The organism is Pseudomonas sp. St29 (genome assembly GCF_001547915.1).
Taxonomy (GTDB): Bacteria; Pseudomonadota; Gammaproteobacteria; order Pseudomonadales; family Pseudomonadaceae; genus Aquipseudomonas.
Window position 1 is genome coordinate 5,839,859 of the sequence record NZ_AP014628.1, and the last position, 24,751, is coordinate 5,864,609.

Below are 24,751 nucleotides of genomic sequence, written 5' to 3' on the forward strand. Positions count from 1 at the left end.
GTGTCGAACCGTTCCTACCACTCACCGACATTGGACAGGAAGACTGGAAAATGGATTTGCGATTGCCTTTGACAAGCATCGGCCTTGGCCTGGTTCTGCTGATCAGCGGCGGCTGTTCACCCAGCGACGAACACAAGCAGGCCAGCCTCGAAGAGAGAACCAGGCAGTTCGAAGCCTCCCTGGACGCTATCCAGGATCCCAAGCTCAAAGAAGCCATCAGCGATCTCGGGGGCTCGCTGCTGCTTCTGGAGCGCGCGCAAGGCAAGCTTGCCAGCAAGCCGATCGACACCGAATACGGCGAGGACAGCCTGGCCCTGCTCAAGCATTACCCCACGCCACAAGCCTTGGTGGATACCTACGTCAATGGCCTGTTCGTGTTGCGCAAGCCTTCCAGCTCGGACTACCTGACCGACCTGCAACCGGTGTTTCCGTTCAGCTTCGACCTGTCCGCGCAGTTCCCCTTTCCCCACGGCCTGGAGTGGCAGTCGGTCACCCTGAGCAACAAGAAAGTCGTCCCCTTCCAACCTGAATGGTCGGAGACCGATCCGGGGATTCAACTGAGCCCGTCAAGCTCCAACCTGACCAACCCGGACGACCTGACCGTAACCTACCCCTTTATCGAGGGCCTGGAGGTCGACAACAAGAACCAGCCGCAACCCGTCTCCCTGCTGGGCAAGCTTGAAGTGATCGCCCCCAGTCGCGTACTCACCTTCGAGCTGACCAAGGCCGATATCGGCAAGCCGCGCCAAGACGGCAACATCCGCCTGACCCTGCTGTCGCTGGAGAAAAACGTCGCCGAAATCGAACTGAACAACAGCAGCCCGCTCCCCGAAGAGGCCAACGACACCTCGCTCAACCCGCTGTTGACACAAGCCCGGGACAGCACCGGTCAGATCCTCTCCCGCTCCGGCTCGATCAACGAGAGCGCGGCACAAATTGCCTTTTACCAACAGCAACTGGCCGAGATGCAGAAGCAGAAAAGCTGGAGCGACGACTTCGAGAAACAACTGGAGAACGAACAGAAAGCCTTCGAGCAACAACACACCAATCATTACGCCAAGGTGTATTTCAACGGCGTGGTGGACAAGCTCGAGGTGGCGGTGCTCGACTTCGCTCAGGCCAGCGTCACACGCAAGGACCTGGACCTGCCGGTGCATCGTTTCGACCGCAGCACCACCGACAAGAACGTCCAGCCGCTGCCCATGCCGGTGGTGGTCTATGACGATCAGGCGGCCAACTACCTCAAGGGCGCTCAGCTCGACGAGGAAACACTGAAGAAGTCCGTGACCATCAGCCAATCGGTGGAGGATGCCAGCGCAATGCGCATTGAGTTCAGCCACCCACGGACCTTCAATGACGAACTGCTGGGCTCGGAGTTCAGCACCGGCGACACGCCCCTGACCTTCTTCACCCAGAACGACAAGGGCCAGCGTGGCGAACCGATCGAACTGCCCGACGAGGCCTTCGAGATCGACCCGCTGCGCGGCGTCATCACCTACGACCTCAACCTGTTCCCGGAAACCCCGGCTTACGCCGTGGGTTCCATTCCACTATTCCTGGCCAGCATCAAGAAGGACAGCATCAGCACCCGGCAGTTGCCCAAAGGGCTCGAACTCAAGGGCAATGCCCTGATCGTGGACCAGAAGCTCTTCCCCGCGGACGCCTGGCGCTTTTATGCCAAGGACGACAGCGGCCAGTACCTGAAGGAGATTCTCGCGACCAGCCACACCGCGTCGGCCGACGGTCCGGCACTGTTCGACGTGCACTACTTCTACGGCCAGCCCAGCCAGTTGGAGACCTATACCCGCAGCGACCTCGAAACCGTGGAATACGGCTTCGAGGTCAAGCTGGAGAAAAGCGAGTCGACACCACCGGCTTCCTGAGGATCAGGGCTCGGGCTGGAACTAGAAGTCGCCGGCGCTGCGTCCCCGTTCGCCATTGATCTGACGTAGCTGGGCCTGGAGGTGCAGGCACCAGATCTGCGGATCGTCGGCCAGTTGATAGCCGTGGGTGGTCAGGCTTTCAACGATCGAGTCGAGAATCGATTCGGCAACCACGGGGCCACAGAACGGTCCCTGGGACTTGATCGCCGAGGGTTGTTCACCGGCCATTCCGGCGGCGAAGAGAAGAGTCCACATACCGTTGTCCCCCGCCAGTGGGCGGACGCTGCATTCGATACGGGTAACCAGGCCAAGGCATTGGCGGGTGAGACAAAGGTTGCGCGACATGGCGGCGACCCTCGGTAGAACCACTGTTCAGCCTTCAATTGAGGACTGTTTCGATCCAGCGACGACTGTCGTTCTCCTTGCCCTGAGAATAGAAGAAAAGCCTGATAAACAAAGTTGAGCGATCCAACAGGCGCCGAATGGTCTATTTTGTCAAATTGACGTCAGACTCCCGACGCCGACAGCGAGGGACACTGCCCTCGCCATCGACAGCCATCACGCAGGCTTGGTTTCGCTCAGCGCCTCTTGCGCCAACTCCTTTTCCGCCTCCTTGAGGTCTTCCTCACTGATCATCTCGGCGATGACCCGCAGGCGCTCCACAACCCGCGCATTGACGCTGCCTTCGGGGAACTGCCCTTCGGCATCCGGCTCACCGGCCGGCTCACCCACCAGCAGGCTCAGGGCCTCGTCGGCCTGACGCACCGCGTACACATGGAACTGCCCGGCACGCACTGCCTGCAGCACTTTCTCATCGAGCATCAGGGTGGCCACGTTGGCCTGGGGAATGATCGCCCCCTGCTCTCCGGTCAGACCGCGAGCCTCGCACAGCCGGAAGAAACCTTCGATCTTCTCGTTGACCCCACCCACCGCCTGCACTTCGCCGAACTGGTTGATCGAGCCGGTGATGGCGAAACACTGCTTGAGCGGAGTTTTCGACAGCGCCGAAATCAAGGTGCAGGCCTCTCCCAGGGAAGCACTGTCACCGTCCACGTAACCGTAGGACTGCTCCAGGGCAATGCTGGCGGAAATCGCCAGGGGGAACTCCTGGGCATAGCGACTGCCCAGGTAACCGGTCAGGATCATCACCCCCTTGGAGTGAATCGGCTGGCCCAGATTGACCTCACGCTCGATGTCGACAATGCCGCTGCCGCCGGGATACACCGTCGCGGAAATCCGCGCCGGCACCCCGAACGCCGAGTCGCCGACTTCCAGCACCGTCAGGCCGTTGCACTTGCCCACGGCCGCGCCGTCGGTGTCGATCAGGATGATCCCGGCCAGCATGTCGTCGAGAATCCGCGCCGACACCCGACCGGTACGCGTGGCCTTGGCTTTCAGTGCCCGTTCGATGTGCCCGGCGTCGGTCATTTCGTCCGAGGCCAGGTGACGGATGAAGTCGGCCTCGCTGACCAGCTGGAACAGATCGCCGATCCGCGCCGAAAGGCGCCCCTGGTGTTCCGCCAGACGCGCACTGTAGGTGGCCAGCCGCGCCACGGCATCGGCCGTCAGCGGCGCCATGCCCTCCTCCGAGGTGCGGGTTTTGAGCAGTTGGGCGAATTGCTCCAGGCTCTCGTCCACCATCGGAATGTCTTCGTCGAAATCCACCAGTACCCGGAACATCTCCTGGAAGTCCGGATCCAGGTCCTGCAGCGTGTAATACAGCTGGCGGGCACCGATGATGATGACCTTGACCTGCAACGGGATCATCTGCGGCGTCAGGGTCACGGTGGCCAGGCGGCCCATTTCGCCCAGAGGCGATTCCATCTTCAGCTTGCGCGACTGCAGGGCACGCTTGAGGGCGTCCCAGACAAAGGGCTCGCTGAGCATCTTCTCGGCTTCCAGGATCAGGAAGCCGCCATTGGCCCGATGCAAGGCACCGGGGCGCAATTGTCGGTAGGTGGTGTAGAGCGCGCCCTGATCGGTGCTGTACTCGATCCGGCCGAACAGGTTGTCGTAGGTCGGGTGAGGCTCGAACACCACCGGCGCTCCACCACTGGCCGGGTGACCCACCACCAGGCTCGGGCAGTACTGCTCTTCCAGCAGTTTGCGCGCCACCGCGTCGGTCTTGCTGTCGTCCACCAACTGCTCGACCACCGTCTTCAACAGATAGACCTGCATTGCCTGCAGGTATCCACAGACCGCGGCGTTTTCCGCGTACTTCTCGGACAGCGGCGCGAGCAAGGGCTGCAAGGCCAGGGTGATGGTTTCCTCATTGAGCTGGCGCAGCTGGTTGCTCGACTCGCGCTTCCATTGCGGCAGGCTCGCCAGCTCTTCGTTAAGACGCTCTTCCAGCGCGGAAATGTCCTCGTGGAAGCGCTCGCGATCAGCCTCCGGCAACTGAGCGAACTCGGCCTCGTCCAGGGCCTTGCCATCGAACATCGGGGTAAAGGCGATGTTGCTGCTGTCGCGATACAGCGCCACGTCCTTTTCCAGTGCCAGGCGCTCGATCACATCCAGGGCACGGTCATAACGCTGGTTGAAGGCACGGTCGATGGCGCTCTTCTTCTGCTGATAGGACGGATGCTCGAAAACCGCCGGGAAGGTCGCCAGCAGGTTGTCGATCAGGCCGTTGATATCGCTGATGAAGTTGCCGGCGGCACCGGCGGGCAACTCCAGCGCCCTGGGCTCCCTGGGCTCGTCGAAATTGTTGACGTAGACCCAGTCGGACGGGGTCTGCAGGCGTTTGCCTTCGGCTTTCAGGTAGCGCTTGACGAAGGAGAAGCGGCCGGTGCCCGGCTCGCCCATGACAAACACGTTGTAACCGGGGCGCGGCATGGCCACGCCAAACTGCAAGGCTTCGACCGCACGTTCCTGGCCAAGCACACCGCGAAAGGGCTCCAAATCATTGGTGGTCGAGAAGCTGAACTGTTCAGCAGAGAAAGGGCGGGTCAGCGCTTCAGGCGCGAGACGCAGGCTGGCAGCAACAGGATCAGGCATCGGGCTTCCTTACATCAGGCGGGGCAGATGGCGGCATTCTGGCGCCGGGTATGCCCGGCTGGCAAGGCGCGCCTCAGGGGAAAGCATAGACAAGCCGGATACTGTCCCCCGCGACAAATAAAACCTGCTGTTTCCGACACTGTTTGTAAAAAATCACGGAACCCGGGGAACCTGCCTAAACTCCAAACTGCGCGGCTGGATAGATAACCGGCCCACTGGTGCCCCCACGGGCCAGTCTCCCCCGTCCATTGGTATGCACACAAAGAGAACAACGCTATGAAACGGATTCTTCTCGGTACTCTTTTCACCGCTGTATCCCTCAACGCCATGGCTCAAGCGCCCGGTGGTCCGGATTGCGGCTGGGGCAACATGCTGTTCCAAGGCCAGCGTGGCACTCCGGCGCACTTCCTGGCCTCCACCACCAACGGCACCTCCGGCAACGCCACCTTTGGCATGACCTCCGGCACCAACGGTTGCTCCACCAACGCATCGCTGACCTATGGCGGCAAATCCTGGTTCGCCATGAACGGCATGATGAACGAGCTCTCCGAAGACATGGCCAAGGGTCAAGGCGAAGCCCTGACCACCTATGCCGTAGTCCTCGGCGTGGCACCTGAAGACCGTGCGCATTTCGCCGCGGTCACCCACGAACACTTCCAACAGATCTTCAGCAAGGCTGACGTGACCGCGGAAGATGTGCACACCAATACCCTGGCCGTGTTGAAGAACGATGCGCGCCTGGCGAAATACGCCACTCCCGCTTAAGCTCGACCCGCCCGCTTCCTCCGGGGAGCGGGTTTTATTTTCCGGACCTTGCCCATCTTGGGTCTTTGTATTTCCGACTTAAGTTGCCCACCATGCTCAAACGCCTTGCCTACCTGGCGCTCTGTGTCTGCGCCCCGCTGTATGCCGCGCCCCAGATCGACCCTCAACGTTTGCAGCAACTGGCCCATGACCCCTTCTGGATTTCCATAGGTCATTACGAAACCGCCAAGCTCGGTGGCTGGCGCAGTTACGTCAGCGACCCGAAGTTCTTCCTGGCGGCCGACGGTGCCCATCATCCCGATGCCGAGCTGGCCGCGACCCTGAAAGCCCTCTATGCCCCGGCCGACGCCGGTGACCGGCATGCCCAGTGCGTCTACCCGTCACGCACCCGCTGGCTCAAGGCACAACTGGGCCTGAACGATTTGCCGCGGGTGGACTGCGCCGAATTCACCCAGTGGTTCAAGGACGTCTCGCCTCACAGCACGGTGATGATCTTTCCCGCCGCGTACCTGAACAGCCCCTCGTCGATGTTCGGCCACACCCTGCTGCGCATCGACCAGGCCGATGTGCAGAGCAACCACACCGCCCTGCTCAGCTACGCGATCAACTTCGGCGCCTACATCGAAGGCTCCGACAACAGCATTCTGTACGCCTGGAAAGGCCTGATGGGCGGCTACCCGGGGCTGTTCGCCCTGGTGCCCTACCAGGAAAAGCTCTCGGAATACCGCAGCCTGGAAAACCGCGACCTGTGGGAATACCGACTGAACCTGACCCAAGCCGAAACCGAACGCATGGTGGAACACGTCTGGGAACTCAAGCAGATCAAGTTCGACTACTTCTTCTTCGACGAGAACTGCTCCTACCGCCTGCTGGAGCTGCTGCAGGTGGCTCGCCCCAGCCTGCGCCTGACCGGCCAATTCCCCCTGACGGCCATTCCCACCGACACGGTCAAGGCCGTCAAGGACGCCGGCCTGGTGGAGCGGATCGACTATCGCCCCTCCCGGGAACGCGAGTTGCTCAGCCGCGCCCAGCCCCTGAGCCACGCCGAACAGCAGTGGGTACTCAAGGTCAGCGCCGATCAGAAACAATTGCAGACAGGCGAATTCAAGGCCCTGCCCCGGGATCGCCAGGCCTTGATCGTCGATGCCGCCTACCGCCTCGAACGCTATCGGGCCAACGGCCTGGAGCGTGATGCCGAGCGTTCCCAGCGCAGCTTCGAACTGCTGCGGGCGATCAACCAGAACCCGGCGCCCGAGCTGCAGATCCAACGGCCGGGCCTGCCGGAAGACGGCCACCAGTCCCGCACCTGGCAACTGGGCGTCGGCACCCGGGACGACCGGGCCTTCGCCGAATACGGCCTGCGCATGGCCTACCACGACCTGAACGACAACGCCGAAGGCTTTCCCCTGGGGGCGCAGATCGAGATCCTGCAGATGAAACTGCGCCAGTACGAAGGCAACCACTGGCAGCTGCAGCAGCTGGACCTGGCCACCATCCGCTCCCTGACCCCGCGCAACGAGCTGCTGCAGCCCTGGTCCTGGCAGGTCACCGGCGGCCTGGAGCGGGTGCCGGGCAAGCACGACGATGAAACCCTGGTCAGCCATGTCAACGGTGGTGCCGGTGGCACCTGGCAGTTGGGCGAAGACACGCTGGGCTTTGTCCTGGGCACCGTGCGGGTCGAGCACAACGCCGATTTCGCCGGTTTCATCGCCCCGGCGGCAGGCTTCAACTCCGGACTGCTGTGGAAAAACCCGCTGGGCAATTTCAGCCTCGAAGCCAAGGGCGACTACTTCACCAACGGCGAGGTACGTCGCAGCCTGAGCCTCAACCAGCAGTGGGAACTGTCGCGCAACCTCGGCCTGCGCTTGAGCGCGCAACGGGAATTCAGCCAACTGGCGACTCCGGTGAACGAAGTGATGCTCGAACTCAAGTGGTATCACTATTAAGAGCAGCCACAAGCTTCAAGCGGTTCGCGACAAGGTTTTCACGCCTCGCCGACAATTGCCCTTCTAGACTTCACTCAAGTGAAGCCCGGGAGTTTCTGGATGTGGCGCTATGGTTGGGCTGTGCTGGCGCTGGCCCTGATCGGTGGTTGTGAGTCGAACCACGAGTATTTGCTCAAGCAAGGCTATCCGCCGGCCTTTGTCGACGGCTTCGACGCGGGCTGCGTCAGTGGACGCCAGGCAGCGGGGTCGATACGCGGGGAGTTCCGCAAGGACGTGCCGCGCTACCTCAAGGACCCGCAATACGCCGAAGGCTGGGACGACGGTTTCCGCCAATGCCAGGCGATGCTGGAGAATCAGGACCGCAACGACTATCGAACGCGGCACTGGGACGAGCGGGAACGGGCCTGGCAACAGGAAAAGGACCGCGACGCGGCCCGGGCCTATCGCTCGCAGTAGGTCGCTTTCAGGCAACCGCCCGGCCTAAAAGCCTGCAACCATGGCCTCCCCTCCACTCAAGGAGAACATCATGAGCCGCGCTTTCGTCAATGAAGATCAGGCCGCTGCCCAGGCCGAGCAGCCCGTGGAGCGCCAGATCAGCGCCCAGCCCAACTACGTCACGCCCCAGGGCTTTGCCGAATTGCAGGCCAGAGTCGCCCTGCTACACAGCCAACACACCGAGCAAAATGACCTGGGGGATGCCGCCGACAAGCAGCGGGTGGCCGAACTTGAGCGCGACTTGCGTTATTTCACCCAGCGCCTGCACAGCGCCCAGGTGGTGACGGCAGCCACTTCGACCGACAAGGTCCAGATCGGCAGCCGCGTGACCTTCGTCGATGAACAGGATCATCAGCAAAGCGTGCAACTGGTCGGGGAGGATCAAGCCGATGCGGCTCGGGGTCTGATCAACTGGGCCTCGCCCCTGGGTCGTGCCCTGCTGGGGGCACAACCCGGTGACGAGGTGCTGTGGCAACGGCCGGCGGGCAATCAGTTGATCGAGATCATCCGTATCGAACCGGCCTGAGACGCCTCAGACCACGCCCTGGGCCAGCATGGCATCGGCCACCTTGACGAAGCCGGCGATGTTCGCGCCCTTGACGTAGTTGATCCGGCCATTTTCTTCGCCGTAATGCACGCAGGCATGGTGGATCGACTGCATGATGGCGTGCAGCTTGCTGTCCACTTCACCGGCGGTCCACAGCAGGCGCATGGCGTTCTGCGACATCTCCAGGCCGCTCACCGCCACGCCACCGGCGTTGGAGGCCTTGCCCGGGGCAAACAGGATGCCCGCGTCGATAAAGATATCCACAGCCTCCAGCGTGGTCGGCATGTTGGCGCCTTCGGCGACACAGGTGCAGCCGTTGCGCAGCAGGGCATGAGCAGCCTCGGCGTCCAGTTCGTTCTGCGTGGCGCAAGGCAGGGCGATATCGCAGGCCAGGTCCCACGGGGTCTTGCCGGCGCGGAACTCCAGGCCGAAGCGGGCCGCCAGCTCGCTGATCCGCCCACGCTGCACGTTCTTCAGTTCCAGCACCGCCAGCCACTGCTCCTCGCTCAGGCCGGACTCGCAATACAGGGTGCCTTCGGAGTCGGACAGGGAGATCACCTTGCCCCCCAGGTCCATGACCTTGCGGGCCGCGTACTGGGCGACGTTGCCGGAACCGGAGATCGCCACTCGCTTGCCTTCGACCCGGTCACCGCGACGCTTGAGCATTTCCTCGGCGAAGTACACACAGCCAAACCCCGTGGCTTCCGGACGAATCAGGCTGCCGCCGTAGCTGATGCCCTTGCCGGTCAGCACCGAAGTGAACTGGTTGCTCAGGCGCTTGTACTGGCCAAAGAGAAAGCCGATCTCCCGGGCGCCAACGCCGATGTCGCCTGCCGGCACGTCCACATCGGCGCCGATATGCCGATACAGCTCGGTCATGAAGGCCTGGCAGAAGCGCATGACCTCGGCATCGCTCTTGCCTTTGGGGTTGAAGTCCGAGCCGCCCTTGCCGCCGCCCATGGGCAGGGAGGTCAGAGAGTTTTTGAAGGTCTGCTCGAAGGCGAGGAATTTCAGCACCCCCATGTTGACCGACGGATGGAAGCGCAAGCCGCCCTTGTAGGGGCCGATGGCGCTGTTCATCTGGATGCGGAAGCCGCGGTTGACCCTGACCTTGCCTTGATCGTCGACCCAGGACACACGAAACACCACGGTGCGTTCCGGCTCGCAGATGCGCTCGAGAATGCCGGAGCTCAGGTAGTGCGGATTGGCTTCGAGAAATGGCCAGAGGCTGCGCAGAACCTCTTCCACCGCCTGGTGAAACTCGGGCTGGTCCGGGTCGCGCTTTTTCAGGCGGGCGAGGAAGTCTTCGACGGATTCGATCATGGGAAGTCTCGGCAAATTTATTGTCGTTAAGGGGAGATTTGCCCGGGACTTTATCAATTCAACTCGCACCGCGACAGCGCAAAATGTCGCAGATATGAATTTAAATGGTGCATTAGATATAAATGACGACGATTTTCAGGGGTTTTGTGCACGGATTTGGTGGCACAAATTCCAAGGCCTGCACGCTTTTGGGGAGCCGCAGAAAACCCTTCACCGGCCAGTCGACGCACAGCGCAACGGCCGTTTTTTTGTAGGGGCCGGCTTGCCGACGAACAAAAAAAACGGAGCCCGAAGGCTCCGTTTGTTTCAAGCAGCAAGCCGGTCAGGCCAGCTTCTTGTGCCGCACACGGTGCGGTTGCGCTGCGGCTTCGCCCAGGCGCTTCTTGCGATCGGCTTCGTACTCGGTGTAGTTGCCTTCGAAGAACACCGCTTGGGAATCGTCTTCGTAAGCCAGGATGTGAGTGGCCACCCGGTCCAGGAACCACCGGTCGTGGGAGATCACAATGGCGGCGCCCGGGAAGTCCAGCAGGGCTTCCTCCAGGGAACGCAGTGTTTCAACGTCGAGGTCGTTGGACGGTTCGTCGAGCAGCAGGACGTTGCCGCCCTCTTTCAGGGTCAGGGCCAGGTGCAGACGGCCACGCTCACCCCCGGAGAGGTCCTTGACGAACTTCTGCTGGTCGCCGCCCTTGAAGTTGAAACGGCCGACGTAGGTGCGCGACGGGATCTCGTAGTTGCCGATGCGGATCTGGTCGGCCCCGTCGGAAATCTGCTGGAACACGGTCTTGCTGCCGTCCAGGTCCTCGCGGCTCTGGTCCACGCAGGCGAGCTGCACGGTTTCGCCGATCTCGATGCTGCCCGAATCCGGGGTTTCCTTGCCCATGATCATGCGGAACAGGGTCGACTTACCGGCACCGTTGCCGCCGATCACGCCGACGATGGCGCCTTTGGGCATGGAGAACGACAGGTTGTCGATCAGGACGCGATCGCCATAGCCCTTGGTGACGTTCTTGAACTCGATGACCTTGTCACCCAGGCGCGGACCGGCCGGGATGTAGATCTCGTTGGTTTCGCTGCGCTTCTGGAATTCCTGGGACTGCATTTCCTCGAAGCGTTGCAGACGTGCCTTGGATTTCGACTGGCGGGCCTTGGCGCCTTTGCGCACCCACTCCAGCTCTTCCTTCATGGCCTTCTCATGGGCCGACTGCTGCTTGGATTCCTGGGCCAGACGCGCGGACTTGGCTTCCAGCCAACCCGAGTAGTTGCCCTCGTATGGAATACCCGCGCCGCGGTCGAGTTCGAGAATCCAGCCGGCGACGTTGTCGAGGAAGTAACGGTCGTGCGTGATCGCGACCACGGTGCCCGGGAAGTCGTGGAGGAAATGCTCCAGCCAGGCCACCGAGTCGGCGTCCAGGTGGTTGGTCGGTTCGTCCAGCAGCAGCATGTCGGGGGCCGACAGCAGCAGGCGGCACAGGGCCACGCGACGCTTCTCACCACCGGACAGGTGCTCGACCTTGGCATCCCAGGCAGGCAGGCGCAGGGCGTCGGCAGCCACTTCCAGCTGGCGCTCCAGGTTATGGCCGTCGCTGGCTTGCAGGATGGCTTCCAGCTTGGCCTGTTCGGCGGCCAGCTTGTCGAAGTCGGCATCCGGCTCGGCGTAGGCGGCGTAGACTTCGTCCAGGCGTGCCTGGGCGTCCTTGATCACGCTCACCGCTTCCTCGACCACTTCACGCACGGTCTTGGTTGGATCCAGCTGTGGTTCCTGAGGCAGGTAGCCGATGTTCAGGTCCGGCATCGGACGGGCTTCACCTTCGAACTCGGTGTCGACGCCGGCCATGATTTTCAGCAGTGTGGACTTGCCCGAACCGTTGAGGCCCAGCACGCCGATCTTGGCGCCGGGGAAAAAAGACAGGGAGATGTTTTTCAGGATTTCCCGCTTCGGCGGAACAACTTTGCCCAGCCGATGCATGGTGAAGACGTATTGAGCCATGGTGAACCTAGCGTCAGTGACTGATGAATAGAACGGGCCGGGCCCGGGCCAGGCCATGCGCAGCGCCGGCATTGACCATGATCAATACCGGCGGGCGGAAAAAGCCTGATTGTCTGGAGCTGGAACGCTCCCGCGTAACCGGCAAAACTACCTCAATGCACGATCCAGGTCCAGCCAAGCGGGACTGGCACTTTGCCACAACTCAAGGCATGCTAGCCGCCCTTCGGGCGTCCGGCTTATAGTGCACGTCGCGCCAGCCCAGCCAAACCGCAGGATCACAGCTTGTCCAACGTTATTTCGCCACAGCCCGCGCGCGCTAGAGCCTCCGCGTCGGCCTATCCTTTGCGGGGCACACTCAAAGGCGCACTGGCAACGCTGGTGCTGCTCCTCCTGGCTCTGTTGTTCTGGCAACTGCTCGACCAACTGCAGCAAACCCGCAAGGACCAACGCCAGCACGCCATCGACTACAGTGCCGAACTGGCCGACCACCTGAGCCTGAACCTGGCGCTCAATGCGCAGATCGCCCTCAATCTGCTACCGATCGTCGAATCGCCACAGGACAGCCAGCAACAGCAGCAATTACTACACAAGCTCCAGCGTTCCCTGCCGGATGTGCGCAGCTTTGCCTTGCTGGATGCCTCCGGACAGATTCTCAGCGACAGCGCCAGCGACAGCCATGACGCTCCCTGGCTCGCCGAACTGATCCAGCGCAGCCACTTGCAGCGCTACTACTACAGCAACCCCGCCGACGGTTCAGTGGTGCATGTGCTGCTGCACCAGTCCAGCGGCGCCACCCCCAGTTACTGGGTTCTGCGCCTGGCGCCCAGCTTCCTGCAGACCCTGGTGCGCCAGAGCGAAGGAAGCTTCAAGCCCACCTGGGTGATCGAGAACCGTCTCAGCCGCCAGGTGATCAAGCGCGACGAGCACAGCACCCCGACCCCGGGCATGCTGGATCCCGGTGAAATGGCCGACAGCGTACTGCTGGTGCCCCTGAGCAACAGTGACTGGCAACTGCGCGGCCTGTTCGACCAGCAGGCCGTGATCGAGGAGCTGCTGCCGGCCTTTATCGGCAAATGCCTGCTGGGCCTGGCCTTCTCCCTGCTGCCGGTGATCGCCCTGTTGAACATGCGCCGGCGCCAGCGCCAGTTGCACGAAGGCCGGCGGCGCTACCAGGACATCTTCGAAGGCACCGGCGTGGCCCTGTGCGTCATGGATATCGCCGGGCTCCCGGAACTGCTCGACAAGCACCATGTGCACAACAGCGACCAGCTCAAGCGCTGGCAAGCCAGCCACCCGGATCATCGCCAGCAGTTGCTCAGTGAATTGCGCATCACCGAAGTCAACCAGGTGGCCCTGCGCCTGCTCAACGTCGAGTCCAGCGAGCAGGCCTGGCAACTGCTGATAGAAGGCAACCCGAATAACGGCAACGCGATCGGCTGCCAATTGCTGGAAGCGGTGGTCAACCAGCAGAAACAGCTGGAACTGGAAATCAAGCTCAGCGACGCCCAGGGCAATGACCAGCACCTGTGGCTGGTCCTGCGCCTGCCAGAGGCCGTCGAGGACTACAGTGCGGTGATCCTCAGCATCAGCGACATCACCAGTCGCAAGCTGATCGAGCTGTCGCTGCTGGAGCGCGAGGGGTTCTGGTCCGACGTGGTGCGCACCGTGCCCGATCACCTGTACGTGCAGGACGTGATCAGCCAGCGGATGATCTTCAGCAACCACCACCTGGGCCAGACCCTGGGCTACAACAAGACCGAACTGCACCAGATGGGCGAATACTTCTGGGAAATTCTCCTGCACCCGGAAGACGCCGACCTCTATCACCGCCTGCGCCAGGAGCAGCGCCACTCGGCCTACGCCCAGCTCCTGCAATGCCAATTGCGCTTCCGCCACCGCAGCGGCCAGTGGCGGCGCTTCGAAATCCGCGAGCAGGCCCTGGCCCGGGACCGCTACGACCAGGTGACGCGCATCATCGGCGTGGCCAAGGACATCACCGACCAGATCGAGGCCAGCGAATCGCTGCGTGACAGCGAGCAACGCTACCGCATGCTCGCCGAGAGCATCAGCGACGTGATCTTCTCCACCGACAGCAAGCTCTCGCTGAACTACGTCAGCCCCTCGGTGCATGCCGTACTGGGCTACGACGTAGAGTGGATCTTCCAGAACGGCTGGCAGTCGACCATCGCCAACCCGCAGCAACTGACCGGCATCTATGCCCTGATGGACCGGGTCAGCAAGGCCCTGGACAAACCCGAGCAACTGGCGCAATTGCGCAGCCAGGTGCAGACCCAGTTGTTCCTCTTCGACTGCCTGCGGGCCGACGGCCGCAAGATCCCCATCGAACTGCGCCTGGTCCTGGTGTGGGACGAGCACGGCGCCTTCGAAGGCGTGCTCGGGGTCGGCCGCGACATCAGCCAGCAGCGCCGGGCGGAAAAAGACCTGCGCATGGCGGCCACGGTATTCGAGCACTCGACTTCGGCGATCCTGATCACCGACCCGGCCGGCTACATCGTGCAGGCCAACGAAGCCTTCAGCCGGGTCAGCGGCTACGCCGTGTCCCAGGTACTCGACCAGTTGCCCAACATGCTCACCGTCGACGAGCAGCAGGAAGCCCACCTGGGCTACGTGCTCAAGCAGTTGCACCAGCACAGCACCTGGGAAGGCGAAGTCTGGCTAAAACGCCGCAATGGCGAACACTACCCGGCCTGGGTCGGGATCACCGCGGTGCTCGACGACGAAGGCGACCTGGCCAGCTACGTGTGCTTCTTCAGCGACATCAGCGAGCGCAAGGCCAGCGAACAGCGGATTCACCGCCTGGCCTACTACGACGCCCTGACCCACCTGCCCAACCGCACCCTGTTCCAGGACCGCCTGCACACCGCGCTGCAATCGGCGGAGCGACAAAAGTCCTGGGTGGTGCTGATGTTCCTCGACCTGGACCGCTTCAAGCCGATCAACGACTCCCTGGGCCACGCCGCCGGGGATCGCATGCTCAAGGAAATGGCCACTCGCTTGCTGGGTTGCGTCGACGATGACGACACCGTGGCGCGCATGGGCGGCGACGAGTTCACCCTGCTCCTGCAACCCCGTTCCAGTCGCGAAATAGCCCTGAACCGGGCCATCAACGTGGCCGAGAAGATCCTCGCCAGCCTGGTCAAGCCCTTCGTCCTCGAAGGCCGGGAGTTCTTTGTCACCGCCAGTATCGGGATTGCCCTGAGTCCGCAGGACGGCAACGAACTGAGCCAGTTGATGAAGAACGCCGACACCGCGATGTACCACGCCAAGGAACGCGGCAAGAACAACTTCCAGTTCTACCAAGCCGACATGAACGCCAGCGCCCTGGAGCGCCTGGAGCTGGAAAGCGACCTGCGCCACGCTCTGGAGCAGGAAGAGTTCGTGCTTTATTACCAGCCGCAGTTCAGCGGCGACGGCAAGCGCCTGACCGGCGCCGAGGCGCTGCTGCGCTGGCGGCATCCGCGGCGCGGCCTGGTGCCGCCGGGGGATTTCATTCCGGTGCTGGAAGAACTGGGCCTGGTGGTGGATGTCGGCGACTGGGTGATCAGCGAAGCCTGCCGCCAGCTCAAGGCCTGGCACCAGGCCAAGGTGCGGGTGCCGAAGGTCTCGGTGAACATCTCTGCGCGGCAGTTCTCCGACGGCCAGCTGGGCATGCGCATCGCCACCATCCTCAAGGACACCGGCCTGCCGCCGGCGTGCCTGGAACTGGAACTGACCGAAAGCATCCTGATGCGCGAAGTCAGCGAGGCGATGCAGATCCTCGACGGCCTGAAGAATCTCGGCCTGAGCATCGCGGTCGACGACTTCGGTACCGGCTATTCCTCACTCAACTACCTCAAGCAGTTCCCCATCGACGTGCTGAAGATCGACCGCACCTTCGTCGACGGCCTGCCATCCGGCGAGCAGGATGCGCAGATCGCCCGCGCCATCATCGCCATGGCCCACAGCCTGAACCTGGCGGTGATCGCCGAGGGCGTGGAAACCCACGAGCAGCTGGAGTTCCTGCGCGAACATGGCTGCGACGAGGTCCAGGGCTACCTGTTCGGCCGGCCGATGCCGGCCAATCGCTTCGAAGCGCAATTCAGCAACGACGCCCTGTTCATGTTCGACTAAAGGCAGTGGCAAGCTTCAAGCGGCAAGCGGCAAGAGAAAAGCGATCCGCTGCCGGCTTGCGGCTTGCGGCTTGCGGCTTGCGGCTTGCGGCTTGGAGCTTGCATTTCGTCACTTGAGCGCTGCTTCTGTGCGACATGATGTCCTTTCATATGCCATCTAAAACCCATTGGGTTAGAATGCCTCCCCTTTCTGCCCCCCGATCCTTGAGGACCGCCATGTTCAGCCGTGATTTGACTATTGCCAAGTACGACGCCGATCTCTTTGCCGCCATGGAGCAAGAAGCTCAGCGTCAGGAAGAGCACATTGAGCTGATCGCTTCGGAAAACTACACCAGCCCAGCGGTGATGGAAGCTCAAGGCTCGGTACTGACCAACAAATACGCCGAAGGCTACCCAGGCAAGCGCTACTACGGCGGTTGCGAATACGTCGACGTGGTTGAGCAACTGGCCATTGATCGCGCCAAGGAGCTGTTCGGCGCCGACTACGCCAACGTCCAGCCACACGCCGGCTCCCAGGCCAACGCTGCGGTCTACCTGGCCCTGCTGCAAGGCGGCGACACCATCCTGGGCATGAGCCTGGCCCATGGCGGTCACCTGACCCACGGTGCTGCCGTTTCCTCCTCCGGCAAGCTGTACAACGCCATTCAATACGGCATCGACGCCAACGGCCTGATCGACTACGACGAAGTCGAGCGCCTGGCCCTCGAGCACAAGCCGAAAATGATCGTGGCCGGTTTCTCCGCCTACTCGCAGATCCTCGACTTCCCGCGCTTCCGCGAAATCGCTGACAAGGTTGGCGCCTACCTGTTCGTCGACATGGCCCACGTGGCCGGTCTGGTCGCCGCTGGCGTCTACCCGAACCCGGTGCCGTTCGCCGACGTCGTGACCACCACCACCCACAAGACCCTGCGCGGTCCACGTGGCGGCCTGATCCTGGCTCGCGCCAACGCCGACATCGAGAAGAAGCTGAACTCCGCGGTATTCCCGGGCGCCCAGGGCGGCCCGCTGGAGCACGTGATCGCCGCTAAAGCGATCTGCTTCAAGGAAGCGCTGCAGCCTGAGTTCAAGGCCTACCAGGAACAAGTGGTGAAGAACGCCCAGGCCATGGCCGAAGTGTTCATCGCACGCGGTTTCGACGTGGTTTCCGGCGGCACCAAGAACCACCTGTTCCTGCTGTCGCTGATCAAGCAGGACATCTCCGGTAAAGACGCCGACGCCGCTCTGGGCAAAGCCTTCATCACCGTGAACAAGAACTCCGTGCCTAACGACCCACGTTCCCCGTTCGTCACTTCCGGCCTGCGCTTCGGTACTCCGGCCGTGACCACCCGTGGCTTCAAGGAAGCCGAGTGCAAGGAACTGGCCGGCTGGATCTGCGACATCCTGGCAGACCTTTCCAACGAAGCGGTGATCGACGCCGTGCGTGAGAAGGTCAAGGCCATCTGCAAGAAGCTGCCGGTATACGGCGCTTAATCAGCCCGCAGACCGCAACAGAAAAAGCCCGGCCCAGCGCCGGGCTTTTTTGTGCCTGGATGGCCGCCGCACCAGGCGCTGAAAGGAGCCTGCGAGGTCTTGCGAACGCAAGATACTCGGGCGGCCGTTCCGGCCGATCGCAGCCTACGGCAGCGGCTACAGTGACTTGGGGAAGAAAAACCACTGGTCAGACCGGTCATGCCAATTTGCGTCAGCCCCCTTGTAAACCGCTAAAAGCCGAGCGTAGACTGCGCCTGCACTGGACATACCGGTAAGACCACAATAATTAAGTCCTCCATCCGCTGCGCCCCCCATGCGCACGGCAGACAGGACACCGACCAGGATTCCTCCCCATGCTCAGATGGTGCTCGCGTTCGATTTTCCTCCAGGTTGTGCTCGGACTGATGCTTGGCATCGTCTGCGGCCTCACCCTCCCCGAATACTCCTCACAACTCAAACCACTGGGCGATGGCTTCATCAAGCTGATCAAGATGCTCATCGGCCTGATCGTGTTCTGCGTGGTGGTCAGCGGTATCTCCGGCGCTGGCGATCTGAAGAAGGTCGGACGCATCGGCCTCAAGTCGGTGATCTACTTCGAGATCCTTACCACCATCGCCCTGGTGATCGGCCTGGTCATGGCCTTCAGCACCGGCATCGGCAGCGGCGCCAATATTCACCTGGAACAGCTGTCCGCCGCCGACATGGGCGATATCGCCCAGCGCGGCCAGCACATGCACACCACCACCCAGTTCCTCATGGACCTGATCCCCACCTCGGTGATCGGCGCCTTTGCCGAGAACAACATTCTCCAGGTGCTGCTGTTCTCGGTGCTGTTCGGCAGCGCCCTGAACCTGGTGGGCGAAGCGGCCTCGGGCATTTCCCGGCTGATCAACGAGCTGAGCCACGTGATCTTTCGCATCATGGGCATGATCGTGCGCCTGGCGCCCATCGGCGTGTTCGGCGCCATCGCCTTCACCACCAGCAAGTACGGCCTGGATTCACTGCAGCACCTGGGCAGCCTGGTGGGCCTGTTCTACCTGACCTGCCTTGCCTTCGTCGCGGTGATCCTCGGCTTGGTGATGCGTCTGTCCGGCCTGCGCATGCTGCCCTTCCTAAAATACCTGCGCGAAGAATTGCTGATCGTCCTCGGCACCGCCTCCTCCGATGCGGTGCTGCCACAGATCATGCGCAAGCTGGAACACCTGGGCATCGGCAGCTCCACCGTGGGCCTGGTGATTCCCACCGGCTACTCGTTCAACCTGGACGGCTTCTCCATCTACCTGACCCTGGCCATTGTCTTCATCGCCAACGCCACCGGCACGCCGTTATCCATGTCGGACCTGTTGACCATCCTCCTGGTGTCGCTGATCACCTCCAAGGGCGCCCACGGGATTCCTGGTTCGGCCCTGGTGATCCTGGCCGCGACCCTGACCGCGATCCCGGCGATCCCGGTGGTGGGCCTGGTGCTGGTGCTGGCGGTGGACTGGTTCATGGGCATCGGTCGCGCGCTGACCAACCTGATCGGCAACTGCGTGGCCACCGTGGCCATCGCTCGCTGGGAAAAGGACATCGACGTGCAACGGGCCAACAAGGTGCTCAGTGGTCAACAGGGCTATACCTTCCAGGCGCGCAAACCGGTGGCCGCTGCCCACCAGCAGGAATTTTAATCCAGCCTGGTGCCTGCCCACGGCAGGCACCACCATCAGCGCGGCAACGGCGCGCTACCGATAGCTCATGGAGTCAACAGTGATCAGCTCGTCAACGGTTGTGAATTCAGTGGTAGAAAAGCTCCGGGCCGCCCTCGCCCGTGGCCAGTGGCGCTCCGGCGACATGCTGCCCGGGCAACGTGAACTGGCCGAGCAATTGGGCATCAGCCGCCCCAGCCTGCGCGAAGCGGTGATCGTCCTGGAGACTCTGGGCCTGGTGCGCTCCATGCCAGGCAAAGGCGTGGTAGTGCTGGATGCCCCCCAGGGCGAAGCCCAGGGAGCCGAGAGCGGCGTGGCCGGTGCCAGCCTCGAGGACGTGCTGCAACTGCGCTACACCCTGGAACCCTTCATCGTCGGGCTGGTGGCGCAATCCATCAGCAGCAAGGAAGTCGGCCAGCTGCGCCTGACCCTGATGGACATGCGCGAGGCCCTGGAAGCCGGCGACAGCGAGGCCGGGGTCAATGCCTACATCGCCTTCCACGAGGAACTGTTCACCCTGACCAGCAACCCGATCTTCCAGAACGTGGTGCAACAGACCAGCAATGCCCTCAAGCAAAGTGCGCAGATCCTGCGCAACTCGCCGGAGCACCTGGCCGAACGCCTGGAAGAAAATGAAGCGGTGGTGCGGGCGATCCGCAACAAGAACAGCGCTCTGGCCAGCGCCGAGATGCGTCGGCACATTCTCCAGGAAGGCCAGCGCATGGGCATCGAACTGAACATTCCGGACGATCACCTGGGCAGCAACGCCCCGTAATCAACCCCCGAGTCAGCAACTGGACTGGAGACAGGCCATGGTCAGCTACGCCCTGAAAAACAACCCCTTCACCCTGGTGGCCAGCCTGCCGCGGCGCCAGTGCGGCGAAAAAAAACTGCTGGTCGATGACGTCTATCCGCAGATCTTCGATGCCATCCTCGAACAGCGCATCGCCCCCGGCAGCCGCTTCACCGAGGACAGCCTGGGGCAGGCCTTCGGCGTCAGCCGCAGCATCATCCGCCAGGTCCTGGCACGCTTGTCCCATCAGCAAGTGATCATCCTGCGGCCCAATCACCGGCCCCAGGTCGCCGCCCCGGACCGGGAACAAACCCGGCAGATCCTGCATGCCCGGCGCCTGACGGAAATCACCCTGGTGCGCCTGGCCTGCCAACAACCCCGGCGCCAACTGCAACCTCTGCGACAATTGATCGCCCGGGAACGTGAAGCCATCGAGCGCGACCAGCGCGGACCGGCCATCCGCCTGTCCGGGGAGTTCCACCTGCAACTGGCAGAAGTGGCGGGCAATGGCCCGCTGGCGCAGTTTCTCGGCAGCCTGGTGCCCCTGACGTCCCTGGCCATCGCCCAGTTCGAAGGTCGCGCTCGCCACTGCTGTGCCTGGCAAGAACACGCAACGCTCATCGACGCGCTGCAGGCGGCCGACGTCGAGCAGTCCGAAGCCCTGATGCACCGGCACCTGGATCACCTGGAGCGCCGCCTGCTAGGCACGGCACCCGCCGAGGCCCGGCGGTAGGAGCCGGCTGGCCGGCGAAGGCTTCAGCGGCCCAGCATCCTGTCGAAGCCCTGCCGGATCTTCTCTTCCGGCAGATCATCGGCAATGAACACCATCACACTCTCCCGCGCCTCGCCTTCGGCCCACTCGGTGTCCCAATCGAAGCCATAGAGCTTGAGCACGCCCTGGAACACCATGCGCCGCGGCTCGTCGATCACATTCAGCACACCCTTGTAACGCAGCAGCTGCTTGCCGTGATCCTCCAGCAGCTCATTCATGAACTCGCTGAGGCGATCCAGATCCAGGGCCTGCTCGGTGCGCAGCACCAGGCTGGAGATCCGGTCCACCGAGGGTGCCTGGCTCACCGGGCGCAGGCTGATGCCGCCCCCCAGATCAGCATTCAAATTGAAGCCGCGCACATCCAGCAGTTCGGCCAGGTCGATCCGGCCGTGCTCCACCACCCGGATCGGCGCCCGGCGGTTGATCCGCGTCAGGCGCTGGCTCAGGGCATCGAAGGTCTGCTCATCCACCAGGTCGCGCTTGCTCACCAGCAACCGGTCGGCAAAGCCGATCTGCGCCTGGGCGATGGTCTGGGTCAGGTGGAACTCGGCATGCTTGGCATCCACCAGGGTGATGATGCCGTCGAGAATGTAGCGCTCGCGCAACTCTTCATCGACGAAGAAGGTTTGCGCCACCGGCGCCGGATCGGCCAGGCCGGTGCACTCGATCACCAGCCGGTCGAAGGCGATCTCGCCGCTGTCCAGACGCTCCAGCAACAGATACAGGGCCTTGGTCAGGTCGGTGTGGATGGTGCAGCAGACGCAGCCGTTGGACAGGGTCATGACCTGGACCGGCTGCTCCCCCAGCAACTGGGTGTCGATGCCGGCCTCACTGAACTCGTTCTCGATCACGGCGATCTTCAAGCCGTGCTCGGCCTTGAGCAGGTGCCGCAGCAAGGTGGTCTTGCCGGCACCGAGAAAACCGCTGAGCACGGTGACGGGAATAGGATTTTGCAAAACAGGATCTCCCACGCAAAAAACGCAGGAGCCGGCGTGTCGGCGATGGCGTCCGAAGAATCGCTATCGCCGGCAAGCCGGCTCCTGCCTGGGTGTGGCTCAAACGTTGTGTTTCAACAGCACTTCGGACCGCCCTTGCCGCCGTAGCGGGCCTCCTGGCGCTCCCGGAAGAACGCCTCGTAGGACATCACCGGCTTGTCCGGGTGCTTGGTTTGCATATGCTCGACGTAGTTGTCGTAGTCGGGCATGCCGACCATCAGGCGCGCGGCCTGCCCGAGGTATTTACCGAGGCGACTCAGGTCGTTGAACATGCTTGCAATCCTCGATTACGCATCCGGCACCGCCTGATAGGGCGCTTCTTTATCCGTGCGTTCCTTGCTGCCCCAGGCCGCAACACCGACCTTGAGCGCGTAGAACAGGATGCTGAACACCACCAGCAGGAACAGGGCGGTCAGGGTCGCGTTGGTGTAGGCGTTGAAAATCACGTGCTGCATCTGGGTGATGTCCTTGGCCGGAGCGAGAATCTGACCATTGGCCAGGGCATCGCTGTACTTCTTCGCCAGCGCCAGGAAGCCGATCGCCGGGTTGGCGTCGAACAGCTTGATGAAGCCCGCGGTGGTGGTGCAGATCAGCAGCCAGACCGCCGGCAGCAGGGTGACCCAGATGTAGCGCTGGCGCTTCATCTTGATCAGCACCACCGTGCCGAGCATCAGGGCGATACCGGCGAGCATCTGGTTGGAGATGCCGAACAGTGGCCACAAGGTGTTGATGCCGCCCAGCGGATCGATCACGCCCTGGTACAGCAGGTAGCCCCACAGGGCCACGCAACCGGCGGTGGCGATCAGGTTGGCGGTCCAGGATTCCGTGCGCTTGAGCGCCGGAACGAAGGACCCCAGCAGGTCCTGGAGCATGAAGCGACCGGCACGGGTACCGGCATCCACCGCGGTGAGGATGAACAGCGCTTCGAACAGGATCGCGAAGTGGTACCAGAACGCCATGGTGTTTTCACCCGGCAGCACGTGGTGAAGGATCTGCGCGATCCCCACCGCCAGGGTCGGTGCACCGCCGGCACGGGCCAGGATGGTGTTTTCACCGATGTCCTTGGCCACCGCCTGCAGTTGTTCCGGGCTGATCACAAACCCCCAGCTGCTGACGGTCTGCGCCACGGCCACCACGTCGCCGCCGACAATGGCCGCCGGGCTGTTCATGGCGAAGTACACGCCCGGCTCGATCACCGAGGCCGCGACCATGGCCATGATCGCCACGAAGGACTCCATGAGCATGCCGCCGTAGCCGATGTAGCGGGCGTTGGCTTCGTTATCCAAAAGCTTCGGCGTGGTCCCCGAGGAGATCAGCGCATGGAAGCCCGACACCGCGCCACAGGCGATGGTGATGAACAGGAACGGGAACAGGCCGCCTTTCCACACCGGGCCGGTGCCATCGGTGAACTGGGTCAGGGCCGGCATCTTCAGCTCGGGCATGGTGATCAGGATGCCGATCGCCAGGGCGATGATGGTGCCGATCTTGAGGAAGGTCGACAGGTAGTCCCGCGGAGCCAGGATCAGCCACACCGGCAGTACCGCGGCGACGAAACCGTAGCCGATCAGCATCCAGGTGATCTGGATACCGGTGAAGGTGAACATCTTGCCCCACACCGGATCGGCAGCCACCTGGCCGCCCAGCCAGATGGAGCCCAGCAACAGCAGCACGCCGATCAGCGAAATCTCGCCAATGCGGCCCGGGCGGATGTAGCGCATGTACACGCCCATGAACACCGCGATCGGGATGGTCGCCATGACCGTGAAGATGCCCCACGGGCTCTCGGCCAGGGCCTTGACCACGATCAGCGCCAGCACCGCGAGGATGATGATCATGATCAGGAAGCAGCCGAACAGCGCGATGGTTCCCGGGATACGCCCCATCTCCTCACGGACCATGTCGCCCAGGGAGCGGCCGTTACGCCGGGTGGACAGGAACAGCACCATGAAGTCCTGCACCGCACCGGCCAGGACCACACCGGCAATCAGCCACAGCGTGCCGGGCAGGTAGCCCATCTGCGCCGCCAGGACCGGCCCCACCAGCGGGCCTGCGCCGGCAATGGCGGCGAAGTGGTGACCGAAGAGAATATGTTTGTTGGTCGGCACATAGTCCAGACCGTCGTTGTTGATCACTGCCGGAGTGGCCCGACGCGGGTCCAGCTGCATGACGTTAGTGGCAATGAACAGACTGTAATACCGGTACGCCACCAGATAGATGGCCACCGCGGCCACCACAATCCACAAGGCGTTGATCGCCTCGCCGCGGCGCAATGCAACTACGCCGAGGGCGCACGCTCCTACGATTGCCAGCAGCAGCCAGGGGACATGGCGCAGCAGGCTATTATTATTTTTCATTTTTTTATTCCAGCCAGGGTGGACAGAAAGACAGCGTTTCGAGTGTAGCGCTACTGCTCTCAAAGACCACCCCCCACGTTGGTCTAGAGCCTTCTTTTAACGAATGAGCAGGTTTTTTTTCGAAACTTTTTCAACTCAGGCCAGCCTGACCGATAACGCCGTCGCACGCTTGCAGGCCGCCTGTGGCGACAGTCATAAACCGCGGTCTATAGTCAGTGCACCATGCAGAGGGCCAGCCCATGAGCGAGCAATACGCCGACCGTCGACGCTTCAAGCGCATCGCCTTCGATGCGAAGACCAAACTGAGCCAGGGCACCCACCGCTGGCCGGTGCAACTGCTGGACCTGTCCCTCAAGGGCCTGCTGATCGAGCGCCCCGAACCCTGGCTGGGCGACCCCAACCGCATCTTCGAAGCCGATATCCACCTCGGGCCCGATGCCGATGTGCGCATGGACGTGCAACTGGCCCATGACAATCATGGCCAGCTGGGATTCGTCTGCCTGCACATCGGCCTGGAGTCCATCGAACACCTCAGGCGCCTGATCGAGCTGAACCTGGCAGACCCCGAGGAACTGGAGCGGGAGCTCGGGGCCTTGATCGATATCTGAT

At 62.6% G+C, this 24,751-nt stretch carries 18 protein-coding genes; 11 read left to right on the top strand and 7 right to left on the bottom strand.

The features are described 5' to 3' along the window. Positions 1 to 50 precede the first annotated feature (50 nt). Entirely contained in the window at positions 51 to 1,883 is a 1,833-nt protein-coding gene (locus tag PST29_RS26025; RefSeq protein ID WP_060844677.1) for a hypothetical protein, read from the top strand. 21 nt (positions 1,884 to 1,904) lie between these two features. Here the strand turns inward: PST29_RS26025 and PST29_RS26030 are convergent, their stop codons facing one another. Then, positions 1,905 to 2,228 carry a PA4575 family protein gene (locus PST29_RS26030; protein WP_060841172.1) on the bottom strand — a complete coding sequence of 108 codons (324 nt, stop codon included), beginning with the start codon at positions 2,226 to 2,228 and terminating at the stop codon, positions 1,905 to 1,907. Positions 2,229 to 2,441: 213 nt separating this feature from the next. Next, the gene (locus tag PST29_RS26035; protein ID WP_060841173.1) at positions 2,442 to 4,880 is read right to left on the bottom strand and encodes a Lon protease family protein; all 2,439 of its coding nucleotides are present in this window, start codon (positions 4,878 to 4,880) and stop codon (positions 2,442 to 2,444) included. A 276-nt stretch (positions 4,881 to 5,156) separates the two neighbouring features. Here PST29_RS26035 and PST29_RS26040 point away from each other — a divergent pair, with 276 nt between their 5' ends. From PST29_RS26040 to PST29_RS26055, 4 genes are all read left to right on the top strand, one after another. After that, positions 5,157 to 5,645: a DUF3015 domain-containing protein gene (locus PST29_RS26040; RefSeq protein WP_016967017.1), complete on the top strand. Its 489-nt coding sequence runs from the start codon at positions 5,157 to 5,159 to the stop codon at positions 5,643 to 5,645. Positions 5,646 to 5,737: 92 nt separating this feature from the next. Continuing rightward, complete coding sequence (locus PST29_RS26045) at positions 5,738 to 7,591, top strand: Lnb N-terminal periplasmic domain-containing protein (RefSeq protein ID WP_060844678.1); 1,854 nt, start codon at positions 5,738 to 5,740, stop codon at positions 7,589 to 7,591. A 99-nt stretch (positions 7,592 to 7,690) separates the two neighbouring features. Continuing rightward, on the top strand, positions 7,691 to 8,047 hold the full coding sequence (locus PST29_RS26050; protein ID WP_060841175.1) for a hypothetical protein: 357 nt from the start codon (positions 7,691 to 7,693) through the stop codon (positions 8,045 to 8,047). A gap of 70 nt (positions 8,048 to 8,117) precedes the next feature. Further along, positions 8,118 to 8,612 carry a GreA/GreB family elongation factor gene (locus PST29_RS26055; protein WP_060841176.1) on the top strand — a complete coding sequence of 165 codons (495 nt, stop codon included), beginning with the start codon at positions 8,118 to 8,120 and terminating at the stop codon, positions 8,610 to 8,612. A gap of 6 nt (positions 8,613 to 8,618) precedes the next feature. Here the strand turns inward: PST29_RS26055 and gdhA are convergent, their stop codons facing one another. Together gdhA and ettA are read right to left on the bottom strand one after the other, a co-directional pair. After that, positions 8,619 to 9,956 (bottom strand): NADP-specific glutamate dehydrogenase, encoded by a 1,338-nt coding sequence (gdhA, locus tag PST29_RS26060; protein WP_060844679.1) that lies wholly within the window; start codon positions 9,954 to 9,956, stop codon positions 8,619 to 8,621. A 322-nt stretch (positions 9,957 to 10,278) separates the two neighbouring features. After that, complete coding sequence (ettA, locus tag PST29_RS26065) at positions 10,279 to 11,943, bottom strand: energy-dependent translational throttle protein EttA (protein ID WP_060844680.1); 1,665 nt, start codon at positions 11,941 to 11,943, stop codon at positions 10,279 to 10,281. 282 nt (positions 11,944 to 12,225) lie between these two features. Here ettA and PST29_RS26070 point away from each other — a divergent pair, with 282 nt between their 5' ends. The 5 genes from PST29_RS26070 to PST29_RS26090 all read left to right on the top strand — a co-directional run bounded on the left by PST29_RS26070 (position 12,226) and on the right by PST29_RS26090 (position 20,754). Further along, entirely contained in the window at positions 12,226 to 16,074 is a 3,849-nt protein-coding gene (locus PST29_RS26070) for a sensor domain-containing protein (protein WP_060841178.1), read from the top strand. 215 nt (positions 16,075 to 16,289) lie between these two features. Continuing rightward, positions 16,290 to 17,543 carry a serine hydroxymethyltransferase gene (glyA, locus tag PST29_RS26075; protein WP_060841179.1) on the top strand — a complete coding sequence of 418 codons (1,254 nt, stop codon included), beginning with the start codon at positions 16,290 to 16,292 and terminating at the stop codon, positions 17,541 to 17,543. A gap of 353 nt (positions 17,544 to 17,896) precedes the next feature. Next, positions 17,897 to 19,210: a C4-dicarboxylate transporter DctA gene (locus tag PST29_RS26080; RefSeq protein WP_060841180.1), complete on the top strand. Its 1,314-nt coding sequence runs from the start codon at positions 17,897 to 17,899 to the stop codon at positions 19,208 to 19,210. A gap of 79 nt (positions 19,211 to 19,289) precedes the next feature. Beyond that, the gene (locus tag PST29_RS26085) at positions 19,290 to 20,003 is read left to right on the top strand and encodes a FadR/GntR family transcriptional regulator (RefSeq protein ID WP_060844681.1); all 714 of its coding nucleotides are present in this window, start codon (positions 19,290 to 19,292) and stop codon (positions 20,001 to 20,003) included. Between the two features lie 37 nt (positions 20,004 to 20,040). Further along, positions 20,041 to 20,754, top strand: a complete 714-nt coding sequence (locus PST29_RS26090) for a GntR family transcriptional regulator (protein WP_060844682.1) — start codon at positions 20,041 to 20,043, stop codon at positions 20,752 to 20,754. A gap of 23 nt (positions 20,755 to 20,777) precedes the next feature. Here PST29_RS26090 and yjiA read toward each other — a convergent pair whose 3' ends face one another. The 3 genes from yjiA to PST29_RS26105 all read right to left on the bottom strand — a co-directional run bounded on the left by yjiA (position 20,778) and on the right by PST29_RS26105 (position 24,142). Next, a complete protein-coding gene (gene yjiA, locus PST29_RS26095) occupies positions 20,778 to 21,749 on the bottom strand; it encodes a GTPase (RefSeq protein ID WP_060844683.1) in 972 nt (323 codons plus the stop codon). Positions 21,750 to 21,862: 113 nt separating this feature from the next. Further along, on the bottom strand, positions 21,863 to 22,060 hold the full coding sequence (locus PST29_RS26100) for a YbdD/YjiX family protein (RefSeq protein WP_007937254.1): 198 nt from the start codon (positions 22,058 to 22,060) through the stop codon (positions 21,863 to 21,865). 15 nt (positions 22,061 to 22,075) lie between these two features. Then, positions 22,076 to 24,142 carry a carbon starvation CstA family protein gene (locus tag PST29_RS26105; protein ID WP_060841184.1) on the bottom strand — a complete coding sequence of 689 codons (2,067 nt, stop codon included), beginning with the start codon at positions 24,140 to 24,142 and terminating at the stop codon, positions 22,076 to 22,078. Positions 24,143 to 24,381: 239 nt separating this feature from the next. On the opposite strand from PST29_RS26105, the gene PST29_RS26110 reads away from it, so the two are divergent. Next, positions 24,382 to 24,750 carry a PilZ domain-containing protein gene (locus tag PST29_RS26110; RefSeq protein ID WP_060844684.1) on the top strand — a complete coding sequence of 123 codons (369 nt, stop codon included), beginning with the start codon at positions 24,382 to 24,384 and terminating at the stop codon, positions 24,748 to 24,750. The last annotated feature ends 1 nt before the right edge of the window (position 24,751 follow it).

Coding starts and splice junctions, on each gene's coding strand:
- PST29_RS26105 (WP_060841184.1), bottom strand. CDS start 24,142: ATGAAAAATAATAATAGCCTGCTGCGCCATGTCCCCTGGCTGCTGCTG.
- PST29_RS26030 (WP_060841172.1), bottom strand. CDS start 2,228: ATGTCGCGCAACCTTTGTCTCACCCGCCAATGCCTTGGCCTGGTTACC.
- PST29_RS26040 (WP_016967017.1), top strand. CDS start 5,157: ATGAAACGGATTCTTCTCGGTACTCTTTTCACCGCTGTATCCCTCAAC.
- PST29_RS26055 (WP_060841176.1), top strand. CDS start 8,118: ATGAGCCGCGCTTTCGTCAATGAAGATCAGGCCGCTGCCCAGGCCGAG.
- PST29_RS26090 (WP_060844682.1), top strand. CDS start 20,041: ATGGTCAGCTACGCCCTGAAAAACAACCCCTTCACCCTGGTGGCCAGC.
- PST29_RS26110 (WP_060844684.1), top strand. CDS start 24,382: ATGAGCGAGCAATACGCCGACCGTCGACGCTTCAAGCGCATCGCCTTC.
- PST29_RS26050 (WP_060841175.1), top strand. CDS start 7,691: ATGTGGCGCTATGGTTGGGCTGTGCTGGCGCTGGCCCTGATCGGTGGT.
- gdhA (WP_060844679.1), bottom strand. CDS start 9,956: ATGATCGAATCCGTCGAAGACTTCCTCGCCCGCCTGAAAAAGCGCGAC.
- glyA (WP_060841179.1), top strand. CDS start 16,290: ATGTTCAGCCGTGATTTGACTATTGCCAAGTACGACGCCGATCTCTTT.
- PST29_RS26080 (WP_060841180.1), top strand. CDS start 17,897: ATGCTCAGATGGTGCTCGCGTTCGATTTTCCTCCAGGTTGTGCTCGGA.
- PST29_RS26035 (WP_060841173.1), bottom strand. CDS start 4,880: ATGCCTGATCCTGTTGCTGCCAGCCTGCGTCTCGCGCCTGAAGCGCTG.
- PST29_RS26025 (WP_060844677.1), top strand. CDS start 51: ATGGATTTGCGATTGCCTTTGACAAGCATCGGCCTTGGCCTGGTTCTG.
- PST29_RS26100 (WP_007937254.1), bottom strand. CDS start 22,060: ATGTTCAACGACCTGAGTCGCCTCGGTAAATACCTCGGGCAGGCCGCG.
- PST29_RS26045 (WP_060844678.1), top strand. CDS start 5,738: ATGCTCAAACGCCTTGCCTACCTGGCGCTCTGTGTCTGCGCCCCGCTG.
- ettA (WP_060844680.1), bottom strand. CDS start 11,943: ATGGCTCAATACGTCTTCACCATGCATCGGCTGGGCAAAGTTGTTCCG.